The 20,401-nt window shown below is 69.2% G+C and carries 16 protein-coding genes; 12 read left to right on the top strand and 4 right to left on the bottom strand.

Features of this window, described 5'->3' with window-relative positions:
• Positions 1–77: 77 nt before the first annotated feature.
• From QT382_RS13845 to QT382_RS13805, 9 genes are all read left to right on the top strand, one after another.
• Positions 78–968 (top strand): SPFH domain-containing protein, encoded by an 891-nt coding sequence (locus tag QT382_RS13845; protein WP_289254615.1) that lies wholly within the window; start codon positions 78–80, stop codon positions 966–968.
• A 16-nt stretch (positions 969–984) separates the two neighbouring features.
• Entirely contained in the window at positions 985–1,599 is a 615-nt protein-coding gene (locus QT382_RS13840) for a hypothetical protein (RefSeq protein WP_289254614.1), read from the top strand.
• A 12-nt stretch (positions 1,600–1,611) separates the two neighbouring features.
• The gene (locus QT382_RS13835) at positions 1,612–1,836 is read left to right on the top strand and encodes a type II toxin-antitoxin system antitoxin (RefSeq protein ID WP_289254613.1); all 225 of its coding nucleotides are present in this window, start codon (positions 1,612–1,614) and stop codon (positions 1,834–1,836) included.
• A 51-nt stretch (positions 1,837–1,887) separates the two neighbouring features.
• Positions 1,888–2,493, top strand: coding sequence for a TetR/AcrR family transcriptional regulator (locus QT382_RS13830; RefSeq protein WP_289254612.1), 606 nt, complete (start codon positions 1,888–1,890; stop codon positions 2,491–2,493).
• Between the two features lie 77 nt (positions 2,494–2,570).
• Positions 2,571–2,693, top strand: coding sequence for a hypothetical protein (locus tag QT382_RS13825; RefSeq protein WP_289254611.1), 123 nt, complete (start codon positions 2,571–2,573; stop codon positions 2,691–2,693).
• Positions 2,693–3,568: an alpha/beta hydrolase gene (locus QT382_RS13820; RefSeq protein WP_289254610.1), complete on the top strand. Its 876-nt coding sequence runs from the start codon at positions 2,693–2,695 to the stop codon at positions 3,566–3,568. The genes QT382_RS13825 and QT382_RS13820 overlap by 1 nt, the downstream gene beginning before the upstream one ends.
• A gap of 132 nt (positions 3,569–3,700) precedes the next feature.
• The gene (locus QT382_RS13815; RefSeq protein WP_289254609.1) at positions 3,701–5,803 is read left to right on the top strand and encodes a diguanylate cyclase domain-containing protein; all 2,103 of its coding nucleotides are present in this window, start codon (positions 3,701–3,703) and stop codon (positions 5,801–5,803) included.
• Complete coding sequence (locus QT382_RS13810; protein WP_289254608.1) at positions 5,800–7,812, top strand: GGDEF domain-containing protein; 2,013 nt, start codon at positions 5,800–5,802, stop codon at positions 7,810–7,812. Before QT382_RS13815 ends, QT382_RS13810 begins: the two co-directional genes overlap by 4 nt.
• Positions 7,812–9,407: a SulP family inorganic anion transporter gene (locus QT382_RS13805; RefSeq protein WP_289254607.1), complete on the top strand. Its 1,596-nt coding sequence runs from the start codon at positions 7,812–7,814 to the stop codon at positions 9,405–9,407. Before QT382_RS13810 ends, QT382_RS13805 begins: the two co-directional genes overlap by 1 nt.
• Positions 9,408–9,494: 87 nt before the next feature.
• On the opposite strand, the gene QT382_RS13800 is transcribed toward QT382_RS13805, so the two are convergent.
• Together QT382_RS13800 and QT382_RS13795 are read right to left on the bottom strand one after the other, a co-directional pair.
• Positions 9,495–12,476 (bottom strand): TonB-dependent receptor, encoded by a 2,982-nt coding sequence (locus QT382_RS13800; protein ID WP_289254606.1) that lies wholly within the window; start codon positions 12,474–12,476, stop codon positions 9,495–9,497.
• A gap of 212 nt (positions 12,477–12,688) precedes the next feature.
• On the bottom strand, positions 12,689–13,942 hold the full coding sequence (locus QT382_RS13795) for a YfiM family lipoprotein (protein ID WP_289254605.1): 1,254 nt from the start codon (positions 13,940–13,942) through the stop codon (positions 12,689–12,691).
• 62 nt (positions 13,943–14,004) lie between these two features.
• Here QT382_RS13795 and QT382_RS13790 point away from each other — a divergent pair, with 62 nt between their 5' ends.
• Complete coding sequence (locus QT382_RS13790; RefSeq protein WP_289254604.1) at positions 14,005–16,524, top strand: DEAD/DEAH box helicase; 2,520 nt, start codon at positions 14,005–14,007, stop codon at positions 16,522–16,524.
• A gap of 62 nt (positions 16,525–16,586) precedes the next feature.
• On the opposite strand, the gene QT382_RS13785 is transcribed toward QT382_RS13790, so the two are convergent.
• Positions 16,587–16,748 (bottom strand): hypothetical protein, encoded by a 162-nt coding sequence (locus tag QT382_RS13785; protein WP_289254603.1) that lies wholly within the window; start codon positions 16,746–16,748, stop codon positions 16,587–16,589.
• 75 nt (positions 16,749–16,823) lie between these two features.
• On the opposite strand from QT382_RS13785, the gene QT382_RS13780 reads away from it, so the two are divergent.
• Together QT382_RS13780 and QT382_RS13775 are read left to right on the top strand one after the other, a co-directional pair.
• Entirely contained in the window at positions 16,824–17,258 is a 435-nt protein-coding gene (locus tag QT382_RS13780) for a thioredoxin family protein (RefSeq protein ID WP_289254602.1), read from the top strand.
• A gap of 81 nt (positions 17,259–17,339) precedes the next feature.
• On the top strand, positions 17,340–18,725 hold the full coding sequence (locus QT382_RS13775) for a leucyl aminopeptidase family protein (RefSeq protein ID WP_289254601.1): 1,386 nt from the start codon (positions 17,340–17,342) through the stop codon (positions 18,723–18,725).
• Here the strand turns inward: QT382_RS13775 and QT382_RS13770 are convergent.
• Positions 18,722–20,377, bottom strand: coding sequence for a GMC family oxidoreductase (locus tag QT382_RS13770; protein ID WP_289254600.1), 1,656 nt, complete (start codon positions 20,375–20,377; stop codon positions 18,722–18,724). The two genes, QT382_RS13775 and QT382_RS13770, sit on opposite strands and share 4 nt — an antisense overlap.
• Positions 20,378–20,401 lie beyond the last annotated feature (24 nt).

The following is a 20,401-nucleotide window of genomic DNA, read 5'->3' as shown; positions in this document are numbered from 1 at the left end:
GACTTTTTTGACCGGGTCGCTTGCAATCGGCCCGATTGGCTATTAAAGTGATATCACCTTTTAGAGGAGATATCACGATGAGCACGATTCAAGACGGCCGCCGGGAAAAGGCTGCAGCAACGGCCGACGGCTACTCGATGGTGGCCCTGGGCCTGGTCCTGGCCTTCCTCGGTGGCCTGTTCCTGTACCGTGGTGACGGCGCACCCGGCCTCACAGTCATTGGCGTCCTGGCCTTTGTCGCTACCGCCCTGATCTTTGCCGGGCTGTACATGCAGCAGCCCAACGAGGCGCGCATCCTGACCCTGTTCGGCGCCTACACCGGCACCGACCGCAAGGGCGGCCTGCGCTGGGCCAATCCGCTGGCGCTCAAGCGCAAGATTTCGCTGCGCGCCCGCAACCTCAATGCCCCCACGCTCAAGGTCAACGACAAGCGCGGCAACCCGGTGGAGATTGCCGCGGCCGTGGTCTGGCGGGTCGAGGACACGGCCCGCGCCGTGTTCGACGTGGACGACTTCGAAGCCTATGTGCGCATCCAGGCCGAGGCGGCAATCCGCCACCTGGCCGTGCAGTTCGCCTATGACGAGGGCGAAGACCTGGCCGAGAGCGAGACCACGCTGCGCGCCGGCCAGGACGCGGTCGTCAGGACCCTGATCGCCGAGCTGCAGGAGCGCTTTGCCGAGGCCGGCGTCACCGTGCTGGACGCCAAGATCACCCACCTGGCCTATGCGCCCGAGATCGCCCAGGTCATGCTGCGCCGCCAGCAGGCCGAGGCCATCATCAGCGCCCGCAAGAAGATCGTTCAAGGCGCGGTCAGCATGGTCGAGGAGGCGCTCAAGGGCCTGTCCGAGCGCGACATCGTCGAGCTGGACGACGAGCGCAAGGCCGCCATGGTGTCCAACCTGCTGGTGGTGCTGTGCTCCGACAAGGACACGCAGCCCATCGTCAACGCCGGCACGCTCTACAACTGAGCGGGAGGGTCAGGTCATGCCTTGGACTGAATTTCTGGCCCGGCCGGGCCTGGCCGCTGCCATCGGCCTGGGGCTGGCCCTGGGCGTGGCGGCCGGCGCCATCGTGCTGATCCGCTACCGCAACCGGCCGCCGGCCGTGCCGGTGGCCACGGAGGCGCGGCGCTTCGATGTCTCACGCAGCGACGAGCTGGTCTGGCGCGAAGTCCAGCCCATGTGGGCCCTGCTGATGGTGATGCCGCTGGCCGCGCTGGCTCTGCTGGCCGTGGCGCTGTCTACGCAGGCGCCAAGCCAGGTGCAGATCGTCGGCGCCCTGCTGCTCGTACCGTTGCTGCTGGTCGGTCGCCTGGTGACCGAGGTGCGGGGCAACAGCCTGTGCTGGCGCTTCGGGTGGCTGGGCTGGCCGCGCTGGCGCCTGGACCTGGACGACATCGTGGCAGCCGAGCCGGCTCGCAGCGGCTGGCTGGAAGGCTGGGGCATCCGCTTCACCAGCCAGGGCATGCTCTACAACTCCCATGGTTTCGAGGCCGTGAGCCTGACCCTGCGCAGCGGCCGCCGCCTGCGCCTGGGCAGCCAGGAGCCGCAGCGCCTGATCCAGGCCCTGGCACCGCGCATCGCCGTGCCGGCCCGCTGAAGGTTTGCCACCATGGCCAGTCCCGACAAGAAGAGCTTTGCGCTGCGCCTGGACCCGGCCCTGTGGGCCGAGGTCGAGCGCCTGGCCGCCCAGGAGCTGCGCTCGGCCAATGCCCAGATCGAGTACCTGTTGCGCGAGGCCCTGGCCCGGCGCGGCATCAAGCCGGAGCTGAACCCCGCCCGGCGCGGCCGGCCGCCCAAGGCCGACGACGTCGATGGCGGCGACGAATCCCCCTGATTTCGGCTGGGGCTTGCAAGTTCGCACGGTCGTGCTAAATTCGCGGCCATCATGGAAGCCGCCAAGACCGAACGCAGCGAATTGACCCAGAGCGCCATCGTCGATGCCGCGCTGGAGATGGCCGCGCTGGACGGCCTGGACAGCCTCAGCATTGGCGAGGTCGCCAAGAAGCTGAACCTGTCCAAGAGCGGCGTGTTCTCGCGCATCGGCTCGCGCGAGGCCTTGCAACGTGCGGTGCTGGAAGAGTTCGACCGTCGCATGCAGCAGGACGTGATCCTGCCGGCGCTGCGCGAACCGCGCGGCCTGCCGCGGCTGGACGCCATGATCCAGGGCTGGCTGGAGCGCATCTGCCGCCAGGGCTCGCGGGGCTCCTGTCTCTATGTGGCCGGCGCCTTCGAGTTCGACGACCGCGACAGCCCGCTGCGCGAGCTGCTGCTGGAGGGCGTGCAGCGCTGGCGCGGCATGCTGCGCCGCAGCCTGCTGCAGGCCAAGGACTGCGGCCATCTCAAGCCCGATGCCGACGCCGAGCAGCTGATCTTCGAGCTCGACGCCCTGTTCACCGGCCTGCTGCGCGAGGCCCGTTTCCTGCGCAATCCCGAGACGGCCAAGCGCGGCCTGACCGCCTACCGTCACCTGCTGTCCCACTACCGCGCCTGAGGTCCCATGAAGACCCGCAGCGCGTTCTTGCACAACCAACTTCGCACGGTCGTGCGCAAAGCCACAAGGAGGCTGCCATGCTGATTCCTCTGTTGTCCCTGGTCCTGATCCTCACCCTGGCCCGGGCCTTCGGCTCGCTGCGCCGGCTCTGGCAGTCGCTGCCGAGCAGCAACCACGACTTTTCTCTGGAGGAGCTGTGATGAGCCAGGCGACTGCCAATCCCGCCGCCCTGTTCTACGCCGATGGTTTCGCGGCGCGGCTGCTGAGGCAGGGCCTGCGCCTGGCCCAGGGCCTGGGGCCGCGCTACGGCGGCGCGCTGGCGCTGCGCCTGTTCTCCACACCGCTGCCGCCGAAGTGGGCCGGCCGACGGGCCCTGCCGGCGCCCTGGCGGGGCGAGGACTGGCAGTTCGACGGCCGTTCGCTGCGGCGTTGGCGCCACGCCGAGTCGGATGGCACGCGGCCGCGGGTGCTGCTGGTCCATGGCTGGGGCGGTCGTTCGGCCCAGATGCTGGCGCTGGCCGAGGCCCTGTGGCGTGAAGGCTACGACCCGGTACTGCTGGACTGGCCGGCCCATGGCCACAGCGGCGGCTGGACCAGCAACCTGCCGCAGTGGCGGCGCGCGCTGTTTGCGGTGGTGGCTGAGCTGGGTCCGCTGCATGCCATCGTGGCGCATTCGCTGGGCGCGGTGGCCGCGCTCAGTGCGGCGGCCCGCGGCCTGCCGGTCCAGCGCCTGGCCTTGCTGGCGACCTCGGCGCCGCCGGCCACGGTGCTGGGCTGGTTCTCCAATGCCTTCGGCCTGGGCGACGCCACCCGCCAGGAGCTGCGACGCCGGCTGGAGCGGCTCAGCGACGGGCCGCTGGAGCAGTTCGAGCCCGGCTGGCTGGCCAGCCGCTTGCACCTGCCGGTGCTGCTGATCCACGACGAGCAGGACCGTGCTGCCCCTTTCGAGCTGGCCGGGCGGTTGGCCCAGGCGCTGCCCCAGGCCCGCTTGATCTCAAGTCAAGGCCTGGGTCATCGCCGGGTTCTCGACCATATGTCACATCTGGAGGCGGTATGCGGCCATCTTCGGGGATAGCCCGGGGCGGGGCGGGCCCGGGCTTCACTACACTCGGTGCAGGCACCAACCCTGTCCCAAGAACAACTGAAGATCCCGGCTGGACAGGCGGCCGGTGGCGCGCTCGGCGCGCACAGCCCGCCCCCCTGTTCGATGAGCATGGCCCTCACCGCGACCGCTACCTCTCGCCCCGACCGCCGGCCCAGGCCGCGGGCGCTGGCGTTCGCGCTCGGCAGCCTTTGCGCCGCCCTGTTGCTGGGCTGCCAGCCGGCTGACCAGAACCTGCCGGCCGCCGTGAGCGCGGCCAGCGGTGTCCAGGCCTCCAAGCTGAAGCAGCGGCTCGAGCACATCGAGCGCGAAGCTCGCGCGCGTCCGCGCGAATTCCAGGCCGAGCTGCAGAAGCTCCAGGCCGACATGGCCCCGGGCAGCGACGAAAGGCTGCGCCTGCTGGGCCTGCGCGGCGAACTGGCCGGCATCTCGTTGGAGCGTGGCCTGATCGAGCAGATCGCCACCGAGCTGGAGCAATGGCCCAATCCCAAGACGGCGGCCGCTGCCAAGGTCGTGGCCGCAACGGCCTGGGCTCGGCTGCACCGTGAACGCGGCGACCTGCGCGAGGCCGTCAAGGTGCTGCGCCAGGCCAGTCCGGCTGCCGTCGCCTCGCTGCCTCCCGCGCTGGAGCTTCGCTACCAGCAGACCCGCTCCTTCGTCGAGGGCGACGCCGGCAACCTGGACGCCAGCATCGTGGCGGTCGACCGGGCCCTCAAGCTGGCCGAGGCCAGCGGCGAGGGCTGGCGCAAGGCCCTGGTCCTGGCCGACCTGGCCAATGTCTACATGCGCTCTCAGCAACCGGAGCGCGGCAAGCAGACCATAGAAGAGGCGGTGCGCATCGCTGACAGCGATTCCGACCTGATGACCCAGAACCAGGTCCAGACCGCCCGGGCCATAGTCTTCACCAACCTGAACGACCTGGCCGGCGCGCGCCAGTCCTTCGAGAAGGCGTTGGAGCTGTCGACCCAGGCCGGCGCGCCCAGCGTGATGGCCCTGAACCTCGGCAACCTGGCGGACTTCCACCTGCGCCAGGGCCAGTACCCGCGGGCACTGGAGCTGGCCACGCAGGCGCTCAAGATGGCGCGCGAGGCTCGCAACCACAGCGCCGAATCGGTCTCGCTGCACAACAGCGGCATCGCCAAGATCGCGCTCAAGCGCATCGAGGAAGGCAAGGCCGAGGTGCGGCAATCCATCACCATGGACGAGCAGCAGGGTGCCATCACCATCGCCGCCGATGGCTGGCTGGAGCTGGGACAGTACCTGGAAAAGGCCGGGGACCTGGCCGGGGCCATCGATGCCTACCACCGCTACCGCGAGCTCAGCGACCGGGTGCTGCGCGACGACGCCCGCAAGACCGTGCTGGAACAGCAGGAGCGCTACGACGCGGAGCAGCGTGCCAGGGAAATGGAGCTGATCAACCGCGACAACAGCCTCAAGAGCGAGCAGATCCGCGCCCGCGAGCTGCAGCTCAAGCTGTGGGCGGCGCTGGGGGGCTGCATCGTGCTGTCGGCCGTGCTGCTGGGCCTGGCCTACCAGCGCATTCGTCGTACCAACCAGGCGCTGGCCACCAGCAACGAGAAGCTCAAGGTGCAGAGCGAGCGCGACCCGCTCACCGGACTGGCCAACCGCCGCCATTTCCAGGCCGCCATCAAGCGGCTGGCCGCCAAGGGTGGGCTGACCGGCACCGTGTTCCTGATCGACATCGACCATTTCAAGCGCATCAACGACCAGCATGGCCATGCGGCCGGCGACTCGGTGCTGATCGAGGTGGCGCGACGGCTGCGTGCGGCGCTGCGCGAGGACGACCTGGTGGTGCGCTGGGGCGGCGAGGAATTCCTGATCGTGGTCGAGACCCGCGATGCGGCCACGGCCCAGCACCTGGCCCAGCGCCTGCTGGACCTGATCGCCCAGCCGGCCATCATGCACGGCAGCCTGCGTGTGCCGGTGACTGCCTCGATAGGCTACGGCAGCTTCCCGCTGCTGCCCAATGAACTGGCGGTGGACTGGGAGCGCGCCATCGATCTGGTGGACACCGTGATGTACATGGCCAAGGCCCATGGTCGCAATCGCGCCTACGGCATCGAACGAATTGATGTCGCCGACGAAGCCGGTCTGCAGGCGGTCAGCACCCGCATGGAAGCGGCCTGGCATGAAGGCCAGGTCGGCCTGTCCGGCTTGCAAGGCCCGGCAGCGGAGAGCCGCCAATGAAGCGCAGTCATCTGCTCCTGCCCCTGCTGCTGGCGTTGGGCTCGGCCTGGGCCCAGGTGCCGGCGGGTTCGCCCAAGCTGGAACTCGAGACCCAGCTGGCGCAGCTGGAAGCCGAAGGGAGCCAGGACCCGGACGCGGCGCTGGCCAAGCTGGGTGAGCTGCATGTGGCAGCCGGCCTGCAGTCCGCCGTTGACTTCTCGCGCGCCAGGATCCTGATCGACGTGGGCCGGCTTGAAGCGGCCGAGGCCCTGATCAAGCAGCTGGCCGGCCGGGCCGGGCAGGAAGGCCGGCTGCAGCTGCTGCGCTCGCTGCTGGCCGAGCGCCGCGGCGACGACGCGGCGGCGCTGGCCAATGCCGGCAAGGCCGTGACCCTGCTGGACAAGACCTGCCCCCGCGGCGGCGAGCGCGCGGCCATCGAGAGCGGCCACTGCGACGCGCGGGCCCTCTGGCTGGCCATGCGCAGCCTGCAGCATGCTCAGCGGGACGATGGAGCCTACCCGGCCGCCCTGGCCCTGGCCCAGCGCGGACTGCTGCTGGCCCAGGCGGCGCGTGACAACCTGCTGGTCGTGAATTCGGCCTCCGACCTCGCCCTGCTGGCCCAGGTGGCCGAGCAGCCCGACGAGGTCCAGCGCTGGCTGGAGCAGATGATGGCGGCGGCCGAGGGTGATTCGGCGCGTATGTACACGGCCATGACCACGCAGGCCGTGGTCGCCGGCCGCGGCGGCAACAAGCAGGCCCAGCTGCAGTTCCAGCTGCGCGGCCTGGAGATTGCCCAGCAGTCGGGCGCGGTCCGCGCCGTGGCGCGGGCCCAATCCAATCTGGCCGACTACTACATGCATCGCGGCGAGCCGGCGCGGGCGCTGGAGCTGGCCCGCAAGGCCCTGCCGGTGATGCAGCGTTTCAAGGACCGCGACCGCGAGAGCGTGCTGCACCACAACATGGCCATCGCCCTGCTGAGGCTGCGCCAGTTCGACGCCGCAAGGCGCGAGATCGCCGTGGCCGACCAGCTCCGCCAGGGCGGCCAGCGGCCGGTGGTGCGGGTGCGCCAGCTGCGTGAGCTTGGCGAGGCGCTGGCCGAGGCCGGCCTGGCGCGGGAGTCGATTGCGATGTACCACGAGGAGCGCGCGCTGACCGTCAAGGTCAATGAGCGTTCCCAGGATGCGGCGCTGGAGGCGCTGCGCATCAAGTACGACAGCGCGCGTGGCCAGCGCGACCTCCAGCTGGCACAGCGTGATCGCAGCATCAAGGACCAGGAGCTGGCCAACAGCCGCCTGGCCCAGCAGGTCGGCATCGCCGTCGGTGTGCTGCTGGGTCTGCTGGTGGTGCTGGGCGGCGTGATGGTGCGCCGCGTTCAACTGGCCAACAAGAAGCTCAAGGCCAACGAGGTGCTGCTGCGCGCCCAGAGCGAGCGCGACCCGCTCACCGAGCTGGCCAACCGCCGCCATTTCCTGGCCGTGATGGAGCAGCGGGCCGCCGATCAGTTCGACGGCGCGTTGCTGATGATCGACATCGACCACTTCAAGCATGTCAACGACCGCCACGGCCATGCGGCCGGCGACATCGTGATCTGCGAGGTGGCCCGCCGCATCTCCCACGCGGTGCGCCAGCAGGACCTGGTGGTGCGCTGGGGCGGTGAGGAATTCCTGGTGTTCGCGCCGGGCGTGGCCCAGTCGCAGTTGCATGGCCTGGCCGAGCGCATCCTGTTCAGCGTCGGCAATGCGCCGGTGCAGACCGAGGACGGGCCGCTGAGCATCACCGTCTCCATTGGCTTCGCCCATTTCCCGCTGCCACCGATGCGCCTGGCCCTGCACTGGGAACAGGCGGTCAACTGGGCCGACATGGCGCTGTACACCGCCAAGTCCCAGGGCCGCAACCGCGCCATGGGCATTGCCACCGTCGATGCCAAGGACACCGACGCCCTGCTGCAGATCGAGGCCGACTTCGACGCGGCCTGCTCCTCGCAGCGGGTCAGCCTGCAGCAGATCCTCGGCCCGCAGCGCGAGGCCTGATGGCGGCAGCGCTCGAATCCTGGCGCGACTATCCGCGCCGGCTGTTGCGCGAGGACTTCAGCGCCGCCCTGGTCGTCAGCGTGCTGCTGATTCCGCAAAGCCTGGCCTATGCCTTGCTGGCCGGACTGCCGGCCCAGGTCGGGCTCTATGCGAGCCTGCTGCCGCTGCTGGCCTATGCCCTGCTCGGCTCCAGCCCGGTGCTGGGGATTGGTCCGGTCGCCGTGCTGGCCCTGATGATTTCGCAGGCGCTGGCGGCGCTGCCGGCCGGCGTGTCGCCGGCCGAGGGCGCCTTGGTGCTGGCCGTCGAAGTCGGCCTGGTCATGCTGCTCGCGGCGCTGCTGCGCCTGGACGCCCTGGCCTCGCTGCTCAGCGTGCCGGTGCTGCAGGGCTTCGAGGCTGGCGCCACGCTGTCGATCGCGCTGTCTCAGCTGCCGCCGTTGCTGGGTCCGTCAGGTCGTTGGGAGATCCAGCCGGCCACCGCGGCCTTCGGCCTGGGTGCCGTGAGCTTGCTGTTCCTGGCCCGACGTTTTCTCAAGGGACAGCCGGGCCGCTTCGCGCCACTGGCGGTGCTGCTGCTGTCGCTCGCACTTGCCTGGGGCTTGCAGGCCCAGGGTCACGGCGTGAGCCTCGTCGGCGCGCTGCCGCCCTTGTCGCTGCAGTTCTCCCTGCCGCGGCTGGAGGCCGAGATCTGGCGCGCCCTGCTGCCGCATGCGCTGCTGCTGGGCCTGATGGCCTATGTGTCCAGCCTGGTCGTGGCCGAGTCGCTGGCGCGCCGGCGCGGCGAGCGGGTCGATGCCCGGCGCGAGCTGCTGGGCCTGGGGGCGGCCAATGTGGTGGCCGGTTGCTGCGGCGCCATGCCGGTCGCCAGCAGCTTCTCGCGCAGCGTCCTGATGCATGACGCTGGCAGCCGCAGCCGCATGACGGGCGTCTTCGTCGCCCTGTTGATGGGCCTGGCGGCCTGGTTGCTGGCCGAGCCGCTGGCCTGGCTGCCCAAGGCGGTGCTGGCCGCCACCATCCTGGTGGCCGTGCTGTCAGGCCTGCGCCTGCAGCCCTATCTGGAGGCCTGGCGCTTTTCGCGGCCCGAGGCCTTGCTGATGGGCCTGGTCACGATCGCCGTGCTGGCCCTTGGCCTGTCGGCCGCGTTGGCCCTGGGCGTTGCCGGCTCCATCGCCCTGCTGCTGCAGCGCACGGCGCGGCCTCATGTGGCCCTGATAGGCCGGGTGCCGGGCACCGAGCACTACCGCAACGTGGACCGCCATCAGGTGGAATGCCGGGCCGATGTGCTGGGCCTGCGCATCGACGAGAGCCTGGTCTTCACCAACGCCCGCAGCCTGGCCGACGTGGTGCAGGTCCACCTGGACCACCATCCCGGCACGCGCCGCATCGTGCTGCTGATGTCGCCGGTCAATGCCATCGACTTCTCGGGCCTCGAGGCCTTGCGCGAGCTGCAGGGGTCGCTGGAGCGCCAGCAGGTGCGGCTGGATCTTTCCGAGGTCAAGGGCCCGGTGCTGGATCGCTTGCGGGCCGGCGGCTGGGAACAATGGTTCCGCGGCCAGATCTTTCTCAGCCATCACCAGGGCATGAGCGGCGATTGATTGACTCTGAAAGCCCCAATGAAAAAGGCCGCCCCGAGGGGCGGCCTTTGCTTTGACCGAGGCCCGGGGGCCTCGGCGTTCGGCAGATCAGAACTCGTAGCGAGCGGTCAGGCGCACATAACGCGGCGTCTGGAACCGGCTGGGGCTCAGGTAGTTCTGGTTCAGACGGTACGGCGGGGTGATGCCGGTGGCCTGGTCGTAGTCGCGGGTTTCGTTCAGCTCCAGCGGCTTCTGCGAGTTCAGCAGGTTGAACACGTCAGCTTGCAGCGTCAGCTTGTTGGAAGCCCACTTCGGCGTGTAGGCCAGCTGCATGTCCAGCTGGGTGCTCCACGGCGTGCGGCCGGCCGAACCGCGCGGCACCAGCGACACGGTGGTCGTGCTGCTGCGGCAGTAGTACGACGACGGGCTCGACTTCCAGGTCTCGTCGTAGTCCGGCACCGTCTTCGGCACGAAGCCGATGCAGCTGTACGGACGACCCGAGGACATCGTGGCGTTGAAGCCCATGCGGATCTCGTCCGTCACCGCGTAGTTGCCGAAGATCTTCAGCACATGGCGGCGGTCGTTCGGCAGGTAGCCGTAGGCGCCGTCGGTGAACGAGCCGAAGTCGAAGTCCTGGGTCAGGCCGGCGTCTTCCTGGTTCAGGGTCGACTGCACATAGCCTTCAGCCGTGCCCTTGCTCTTCGAGTAGACGTAGGAGGCGTTCATGCCCCACTTGCCGTCGAAGGGCTTTTCCAGGCTCAGTTCCAGGGCGGAGTACTTGCGCTCGTACTTGGCGAGGTTGAAGTACTTGGCCGGGATCGTCACGACGCTGTAAGTGCCGTTGTTCTCCACGTCCATGGCCACGCTGACGTCATTGCCAGGGTTGACCATCAGGCAGGGAGCCAGCGTGTGCGAGTCGAACTTCGTCTTGCCGTTGTCCTTGGCCCAGTTGACCATCGGATAGTGGCCGCAGAAGTCGTCCATGCCGTTCTGGACCACGCGGTACGTGCCCTTGACGCCTGCCGTCCAGCCCTTGGCGATCATCTTCTGGAAGCCCAGGATGAATTCGTCTTGGCTCATCGGGTTCAGGTTGGTCGCGGCGATGGTGCGCGGATCCGGCTGGCGGCCGTCCTGGTTCACCGTCGTCGTGCCGATCTGCGTGATGCCCGTCGGAGCGCCCGTCTTGGCGTCACGCGCGGTATAGCGGTAGAACGCTTCGATGCTGGACTCGGCGCGGGTGGCGCGGATGTTGGTGTTCGACGCCACCGGGATGTAGTAGCGGCCGGCATTGCCGTACAGCTTCATCGACGAGTCGCCGTTCATGTTCCAGGCGAAGCCCAGACGCGGAGCGATCAGGTTGTCAGCCTTGATGAAGCTGACGCCGGCGCTGTTCATGTTGTCGAACGACTCGGCACGCACACCACCGTACAGCAGCAGGTTCTTGGTGGCCTGCCAGCTGTCTTCGGCGTAGATCGTGTTGTTGGTCAGGTCGTAGCTACCGCTGGTCTGGTCCGAGGTACGCAGACGAACGTAGGGCGTGTTGCCCGGCAGCACCACGCCGGCGACCGAACCACCGGCTGCCGGAGTGACGAAGTAGCGCCAGTACTGGCCGCCCGAGTAGGCCGAACCACCGGCTTGCCAGGACGTGAACTTCACGTTGTCCATGCCGGCGCGGATGGTGTGGGTGCCCCAGTTGTACTCGAGGTCCAGACGCGAGTTGACGCGCAGGTCGCGGTCAGGCGGAGCCAGCGGGTCGCGGCCCGGCGTGCCCGGGAAGGGTTCGACCCAGCAGCCCAGGGCTTGCAGGGCACCGACTTCGAAGACGGTCGGGCACTCGGCACCGCCGGTACGGGCACCGGACCAGACCGGCACGTAGTCGTTGACGCGGCCGTACAGGGCCGACACCGTCAGGCTGTCGGTCATGTAGCCGGTGTAGCGCAGGATGCCGACGTCGCCGCCGCCCTTGAGCTTGCTCTTGGCACCGGCGCCGTCGTGCGTCAGGCTGTAGTTCTTGGCGTTCTTGAAGTCGGTGTACTCGACCTCGCCCTTGGTATCGATCGCCGTCAGCTCGAAGCGATGGTCATCGGTCGGCGTGAAGTCGACCTTGATCATGCTGTTCGGGCGGGTGTTCTGGGTGATCGTGCTCTGGGTCGTGCCGTAGGTCTCGGTCTTGGTGTTGCGACCTTCGATCAGGCCGAAGACGAACAGCTTGTCCTTGATGATCGGACCGCCGGCATACAGGTTGTAGTTGGTCGACGAACGGGTGTTGGCCGACTGGAACAGGTAGTAGGCGTTCGGACGATCGGGTTCCTTGTCCAGAACGTCGGTGCCGGACGAGCGCATGGCCGAGGGCTCGAAGTAGACCGAGACGCCCGACTTCCACTCGTTGGTACCGCGCTTGGACACCAGGTTGACCACGCCGCCCAGCGAGCGACCGAACTCGGCGCCGTAGCCGCCCGACTTGATCTGTTGCTGTGCAATCGCGTCGAACGGCAGGCGCGCGTAGGACGTGAAGTTGCGGATGTTGGTGACGTCGAGGCCGTTGATGAAGTAGCCGTTCTCGGCCACCGAAGCGCCGCTGAACGAAGGCAGGGTGCCGTCGCCGATGCCGGCGTCGCCAGCCACCACGCCCGGGGCCAGCAGGGCCACGGCGTTGACGCTGCGGGCCACCGGCAGGGCTTCGATCTGCTTGGCGGTCAGCACGGTGTTGCTTTCGACGCTGGACACGTCGATGGTGGTGCGCAGACGCGAACCGACCACGTCGACGCGCTCCAGCGACTCGGCGCCCAGGCGCACTTCGGTACCGGTACCGACGTTCACCTGGACTTCGCGAGTCTGGCCGTCGCCGGAGATCTGGTAGCGGCCCGGGGGCAGCTTGCCGACGTTGAAGGCGCCGCCGGCATCCACCGTGACTTGGCGCTTCAGGCCGGTTTCAAGGTTGACGATGGTCACCGTCGTGCCTGCATTGGCACGGCCGAAGACCGAGCCTTCAGCACTTTGGGCCATGGCCACGCTGGCCATGCACAGGCTGGCGGCAGCGGCGAGGATCGATTGGCGCATCAGCGCCGACGATCGCTTTGCTGGTTTCATAGAGGATCTCTCCATCAAGAAAAAGGGTGTGCCCCTGTGACTAGGTTCATGTCCTATTAGTCACAGACACGCGAGCGGCCGATTTTTCGCGAAGGCCGCTCCACCCCCCGTCAGGGTGAATCCCAATAACAACGACTGGTAGTTACTTTCGGACAACACCCCCGCGATCCGCGGCTTGACAGCCGGGCGGGGTACTTCGTGTCGCCCAGGTGTCAGCCCGGGGCGCCCAGGGGCAAGGCCTGCAGGCGGTGCTCGATTTCTTCCATCATCTGGCGGTAGGCCGGGGCGCCCGGACCGCCATAGCGCCGGCGGAAGTCCTTTTCGTGCAGGAACTCGGGCAGATCCGCCACTGGGGGGAATAGTTGTGTCTCCACAACGCCGGCCGCCAGCGTCTGCAGGAATTCGCGCGGCCGCTGCCGGGCCCAGCTGCCGAAGCGGCTGCCGGCGCGGTCGGCCGCAATGTCGTTGAAGCTGAAGCCGCTGCCGTCGCGGGCGTCGGCCAGTTCTTTCTGCAGGCCGATCGCGTCGGCCAACGGGCCGCCGGCTTCGCAGGCCAGCGCGGCCGAGATCAGGAAATGCTGGCCGAAATCCTGGCGGCCGACAAAAGCCAGCCAGGTCGGGCTGGCGGAGGCCCAGTCTCCGGTGCCCGGCAGCAGCGTGGACGGGCCGCGGCCGGTGGCGTGCATGGCCAGGGCCATCAGCAGGGCGCGGCTTTCCTGGCTCAGGTCTTCATCGCTGTCGGCCGCGCGTTTCAAGGCTTCGGCCGCCAGCTGGGGCAAAACCTCAACCACGGGCCGGAACTCATAGCCGGGTGGCAACTGCCGCTGGACCAGGTTCCAGTAGACATGGGCGCGCTGCCGCAGCGCTGCTGGGACGAGGCTGGCCAGCGCTCGCTGTGTGCTGTCGGCCTGCCAGACATAGACCAGCAGGGCGCGCTGCGGCTGGAATTCGACCCGCTGGACCAGGTCGCCGGCCAGCTGGAAGCCGGCGACGGCGCTGTAGCGCTCCAGCAACCGGAACGCGACGTAGCGCAGCAGCGGCCGGGGCAAGGGCAAGCGGCCCAGCCGGCCGCCGGCGATGTCTGGCAGGCCGGGGCCCTGGGCCAGGCGCAGTTCCAGGTTCAGCCACAGGCCGACCAGCGGACGGCTGAGGCGGGCGCGCAGCTCACCCTGCTCGATCTTCAGCTCGCTGGCACCCAGGCCACCGTGGCGGACCGCGTAGTTCAGCATCAGGTCCAGCTCGCGCTCGCTGGCCACCAGCACCCGTGAGCGACCCAGCGGCCCCTGACGCGGATCGGCCCGGCGCAGCAGGGCGCGGGCGGCGTCGAGATCGGCGGCCGAGGTCGATGCCCGTACCGGCACGCTGGGTTCGGTCTGCACGGCCAGCAGGGCCAGGATCACGAGGGTCAGCAAGCCCAGGAGCAGCAGGCGCACGCTCCAGCGCGCCAGGAATCGCACAGCAGCCAAGTTCTTCTTCCTCCAGTTCGCCGCCGGATTGTCAGCGAGCTCGCACGGGGACAATGCGCGGCATGTGCCCACCGCGTGACGATGCCGACCTGCCCGACCCGCCCGAGAAAGAGGCCCTGCATCAATGGGCTGGCGCCCTGCGCCGCCAGGTCAGCCGCAGCCAGCTGCGCGAGCTGCCCAAGCTGGACCAGGCCCAGGCCGGCCAGCTGCTGGACCTGCTGCTGCACGAGGATGCGCCCGGTCTGGCGGCGCGCTTCCGGCCGAGGTTGACGCTGCGCACCCTGGGCCGGGGCGATGGCCTGCTGGGACTGTCCCGGCAAGGGGCGATGGGCCCGCGCGGCGCCGACCTGACCCTGGCCTGGGTGGACTGGACCTATGGCGACGATGCCGGCTTTGCCTGGACCACGCCGGCACCGCGCCGCCTTCTGAACAGCCGCCCCGCAGCGCGCCAGCAAGTGGCCGGACTCTGGTTGCATCGCGACCTGGTGGCCGAGGCCCAGGCGCGCGACCAGCTGTGGGAGTCGGGCCTGCTGCCGGTAGCGCCCGAAAGCCTGCAGTGGCGCGACCCGGCGGCGGCCGAAGCCTGTGCGCCGCTGGCCTGGACCCTGGTCCAGGAAGCGCTGTTCGGCGAGTTCTGCGCGACCCGGCTGCCGCGGCTGCAGGAACTGGGATGGGAGCTCGTGCTCCATCCGGGCCTGGCCCATCTGCCGGTGCGGGCCGGCGCCTGCACCGCCCGGGTCGAGAAGATGGGCGGCTCAGGCCGGCGCGGCTCCTGGCTGCTGAGCCTGGGCCTGGACATCGAGGGTGAGATGCTGGACCTGGCGCCGCTGGTGGCCGACCTCTTGCGCCGCGATGCCCGCTGGTTGCGCCCCGAAGCCATCGCCAGCATGCCGGACGAGGCCGAGGTGCTGCTGCATGCGCCCGGTGGCCGTCGCATCATCGCCAAGGCGGCGCCCATCAAGGCCGTGGTGGGCGCCATGGTCGAGCTGCTGATTGATATCCAGGACGCTGGCGGTGTGCCGCTGACCGACTGGGAAGCGAGCCGGCTCGAAGCGCTGGACGGGCGCGCCGGCTGGCAGTTCCAGGGCGATGCCGACCTGCGCGAGCTGGCCGAGCGGCTGCGGGCGGCCGGCTCGCCCGCAGCCATTGCCGCGCCGGCCGGCCTCGGTCTGCAGCTGCGGCCCTATCAGCTCGAGGGCCTGGCCTGGCTGCAGCATCTGCGCGCCCAGGGCCTGGCCGGCATCCTGGCCGACGACATGGGCCTGGGCAAGACCGCCCAGACCCTGGCCCATCTGCTGGTCGAGAAGCAGGCCGGCCGGCTGGATCGCCCGGCCCTGGCCGTGTTGCCGACCTCGCTGCTGTTCAACTGGCGGGCCGAGGCGGCGCGGATCGCGCCGGATCTGCGAGTCGTGACCCTGCACGGGCCGGCTCGCCACGAAGACCACGTCCGCCTGGCCGAGGCCGACCTGGTGCTGACCAGCTATGCCCTGGTCTGGCGCGACATCGAGGTCCTCGCGGCCCGGCCCTGGCACCTGCTGATCCTGGATGAGGCCCAGCAGGTCAAGAACGCCGGCAGCCTGGCGGCCAAGGCGCTGCGCCGGCTCAAGGCGCGCCACCGCCTGTGCCTGACCGGCACGCCCATAGAGAACCATCTGGGCGAACTCTGGGCGCAGTTCGACTTCCTGATGCCCGGCTTCCTGGGCGATGCCCGCAGCTTTGCCAAGCGCTGGCGCAAGCCCATCGAAGAGAACGGCGAAACCCTGCGCGCCCAGCTGCTGCGCCAGCGGCTGCGGCCCTTCATCCTGCGCCGACTCAAGGACCAGGTGGCGACCGAGTTGCCGCCGCTGACCGAAACGGTCGCCCGCGTGGCGTTGGAAGGCACCCAGCGCGAGCTGTACGAAAGCGTGCGGGTGGCGGCCGACAAGCAGGTGCGGCGCGCCCTGGAGCGCCAGGGCTTCGACGGCGCCCGCATCGCCGTGCTGGACGCGCTCCTGAAGCTGCGCCAGGTCTGCTGCGACCCGCGCCTGCTGCCCGGCGGTGCCGGCGGCAACCCGGGCCGGGCCAAGCTGGACTGGCTCGTTGAAACCTTGCCGAGGCTGGTGGAGGAAGGGCGCCGCGTGCTGCTGTTCTCCCAGTTCACCGGCATGCTGGACCTGGTGGCGGCCGAGCTGGATGAGCTGGGTCTGCCCTGGCAGCAGCTGACCGGGGCGACGCCGGCTGGCGAGCGGGGGCGCCTGGTCGAGCGCTTCCAGGCCGGCGAAGTGCCGCTGTTCCTGATCAGCCTCAAGGCCGGCGGCGTGGGCCTGAACCTGACGGCGGCCGACACCGTCGTCCACCTGGACCCCTGGTGGAACCCGGCGGTCGAGGAGCAGGCCTCGGCGCGCGCCCATCGCATAGGCCAGGACCGGCCGGTGTTCGTCTATCGCCTGGTGGTGGAAGGCAGCATCGAGGAGCGGATGCTGGAGCTGCAAGCGCGCAAGAAGGCGCTGGCGGGGGAGGTCCTGGGCAGCGATGAGGCCGGGGCGGCCAAGTTCACGGCCGAGGACCTGGACTTGCTGCTGGCGCCGCTGGCCAGGCTCTAGTCAGTGGGGACTGAAATGAAAACGGCGCACCGGTCTGGTGCGCCGTTCTGGGGCGGGGGAATTCAGCGCTTGCGGTCGTAACGCTGGGCCATGGCCTGGCTACGGCGGTCGCATCCGAAGTGGCCGGACTCGAAGGCCTCGTGCTTGCGGCCCTTGTCGCTCTGCCATTCCGGCATCGGAATGCGGCGCGGTTGCGGTTCGTTGCTACGTTGCTGAGACTTCATGGCATTTGCCCTTTTTCCCCGACCCGTGTCCCTCTTGCGGGGTCCCATGACGGGTCGTTGACGGGCACAACGCCAGTGCCAAAGGCTAGGTTGACAGTCCAGCAACAATTCTTTGGCGGCTCCGCCGAGGCCCGCCGGCCTGGGGCTACATTTGCGCAAACCATGACAGCCACCCCCGCCCCGCTGGTCGCCTGCCTCTGTGCCGCCTGGTGTCGCGTCTGCGACAGCTACCACGAGGTGTTTGCCGAGCTCAGGGCCCGCTACCCGGCGACCCGCTTCGTCTGGGTGGACATCGAGGAGGACGAGGAGCTGATCGGCGACCTGGAAGTCGAAACCTTTCCGACCCTGCTGGTCGGCCTGGGCAGCCGCTTGCAGTTCCTGGGCCCGATCACACCCCAGCTGGCCACGGCCGAACGCCTGCTGACCAGCCTGGCCGAGGCTCCGGCCACCGCCGCGGCGCCGCCCTCCGCCCAGGCCCTGCTGGCCCGGCTTCAGCAAAGCTGCAGTTAAGGCGGCCAAACCTTTGGTGTCGGCCGCCCCCTGGGGCCGGGGCGACAATGCGGGCTTCTAAAAAATACCCGCTCCGCAGCCATGTCGGTCCAACTGAAGAAGTCCCCCCCTGCCGCCGCCATTGCCATCACGGTGGTGGACCGCGCCCTGTTCAAGACGCTGGCCCCTAGCCTGCCTGCCGCCACCCGCAACTGGCTGGCCGCCGTCGGCTTCGAGGGCAAGGCCGACAGCCACGCCCTGGTGCCTGCGGCCGACGGCAAGCTCGGCCAGGTGTTCGCCGGCGTCGAGCATGTGGCCAGCCCCTGGCTGCTTTCCAGCCTGCCCAAGGCCTTGCCTGAAGGCAGCTACCGACTGGCCGACGATGGCCTCTCGTTGCCGGCCGAGCAGGCCGCCCTGTCTTGGGAGCTGGGTGCCTACGACTTCGACCTCTACAAGCCGCGCCGCCGCGCCGCTGCCACCCTGGTGCTGGCCGATTCGCCCGAGGCCCAGCGTGGCCTGGCCCTGGCCACGGCCATCAGCGCCACCCGCGACCTGGTCAACACGCCGGCCGAGCACATGGGCCCGGAAGAGCTGGCCAAGGCGGCCGAGCATGTGGCCAAGCAGCATGGCGCCAAGTTCAGCCAGGTGGTCGGTGACGCGCTCTTGAAGAAGAACTTCCCGGCCATCCATGCGGTCGGCCGCGCCAGCCACCGGGCACCGCGCCTGATTGAGCTGAACTGGGGCAGTGCCAAGCATCCCAAGCTGACCCTGGTCGGCAAGGGCGTCTGCTTCGACACCGGCGGCGTGGACCTGAAGACGCCCGAGGGCATGCGCCAGATGAAGAAGGACATGGGCGGCGCTGCCAATGCTCTGGGCCTGGCCACCCTGATCATGGCGCTGAAGCTGCCGGTGCAGCTGCAGCTGCTGATCCCGGCGGTCGAGAACTCGGTGGCCGGCAATGCCTACCGCCCCGGCGACGTGTTCAAGACCCGCGCCGGCCTGCACATCGAGATCGGCAATACCGATGCCGAGGGCCGCGTGATCCTGTGCGACGCCCTGGCCTATGCGGTGGAGCGCAAGCCCGAGCTGATCATCGACCTGGCCACGCTGACCGGCGCGGCCCGCATCGCCCTGGGCCCGGAACTGCCGGCCCTGTTCTGCCGCGACATGGACCAGGCACGCGACCTCGTGGACCTGGGCCTGAAGCTGGACGACCCGGTCTGGCACCTGCCGCTGTGGGCGCCCTACAAGCCGGGCATCCAGAGCGACATCGCCGACATCGTCAACACCGGCAAGGGCCCCAAGGGCGGTGCAATCAACGCGGCCCTGTTCCTGGAGTACTTCATCCCGGCCGCGCAGGACTGGCTGCACCTGGACATCTACGCCTCCAACGACACGGCCCGCCCGGGCCGTCCGGTCGGCGGCGAGGCCCAGACCATCCGCCTGCTGCTGGCCTACATCGAAGAGCGCTTCGCGGCCGAGGCCTAAACGCGCCGGCGCAGCAGCAGCTGCGCCGCCTTCTCCGCAATCATCAGCGTCGGCGCATTGGTGTTGCCGCTGGTGATGGACGGCATCACGCTGGCGTCGATCACGCGCAGCGCTTCGACGCCCCGCACCCGCAGTTCGGAGTCGACGACGGCCATCGCGTCGTCGGCCCGGCCCATCTTGCAGGTGCCGACCGGATGGAAGATGGTCGTGGCGATGTCGCCGGCCAGCCGGGCCAGTTCCTCGTCCGTCTGGAACTGCGGCCCCGGCTTGTATTCCTCGGGGCTGTAGCGCGCCAGGGCCGGCTGGCCGACGATGCGGCGCGTCAGCCTCAGGCTGTTGGCGGCGATCAGGCGGTCCTCTTCGGTGGACAGATAGTTCGGCGCGATGGCCGGCGCGGCCGAGGCGTCGGCCGAGGTGATGCTGACGCTGCCGCGGCTCGTCGGGTTCAGGTTGCAGACGCTGGCCGTGAAGGCGTTGAACGAATGCAGCGGCTCGCCGAAGGCGTCCAGCGACAAGGGCTGCACGTGGTATTCCAGGTCGGGCCAGGCCTTGTCCGCGCTGCTCCTGGCAAAGGCGCCGAGCTGCGAGGGCGCCATGCTCATGGGCCCGCTGCGGGTCAGCGCGTATTCGAGGCCGATCTTGGCCTTGCCCCACCAGGTCGAGGCCAGGGTGTTCAGGGTCTTGGCGCCCTGGACCTTGAAGACCGCGCGGATCTGCAGGTGGTCTTGCAGGTTGGCGCCAACGCCGGGCAGCTCCTGCTGGATTTCGATGCCATAACGCTGCAAGAGCGCGCCTGGCCCAATGCCTGATAGCTGCAGCAATTGCGGCGAGCCAATGGCGCCGGCTGCCAGCAGCAGCTCCCCTCCTTCGTTCAGCTTCACCGTCTCCACGCCCTGCGGCGTGCGCACCTCGGCGCCGGTGCAACGCAAGCGGCCTTCGGTGCGGTCGAAAAGCAGTCGCTGTACTTGCGCGCCGGTCCACAGCTCGAAGTTGGGCCGGCCGTAGCAGGCCGGGCGCAGAAAGGCCTTGGCCGTGTTCCAGCGCCAGCCGCTGCGCTGGTTGACTTCGAAGTAGCCCACGCCCTCGTTGTTGCCGCCGTTGAAATCCTCGGTGACCGGAATGCCGGCCTCGCTGGCCGCGCGGGCAAAGGCGTCGAGGATGTCCCAGCTCAGGCGCTGGCGTTCGACCCGCCATTCGCCGCCATGGCCGTGCAGGGCCTTGAAGGCATCCGACGCGCCTGGCCCGTCGAGCCGCCAATGGTCCTCATGCTTGCGGAACAGGGGCAGGACCTGGTCCCAGCGCCAGCTGGCGTCGCCGCTGGCCTCGGCCCAGCCGTCGTAGTCGCGGGACTGGCCGCGCATGTAGATCATGCCGTTGATGCTGGAGCAGCCGCCCAGCACCTTGCCGCGCGGATAGCGCAGCGAGCGGCCGTTGAGGCCGGCATCGGGCTCGGTCTTGTAGAGCCAGTCGGTGCGCGGATTGCCTATGCAATACAGGTAGCCGACCGGGATGTGGATCCAGTGGTAGTCGTCGCGGCCGCCAGCTTCCAGCAGCAGCACGCGACGCCTGCCGTCGGCGCTCAGGCGGTTGGCCAGCAGGGCACCGGCCGTGCCGGCGCCGACGATGATGTAGTCGAAGTGGTGGTGGTCCATGCTTGCCGCCATGCTGGCCCAGCG

The sequence above is a fragment of the Pelomonas sp. SE-A7 genome (assembly GCF_030345705.1).
Taxonomy (GTDB): Bacteria; Pseudomonadota; Gammaproteobacteria; order Burkholderiales; family Burkholderiaceae_C; genus JAUASW01.
This window is presented reverse-complemented; position numbering and strand designations above follow the sequence as displayed.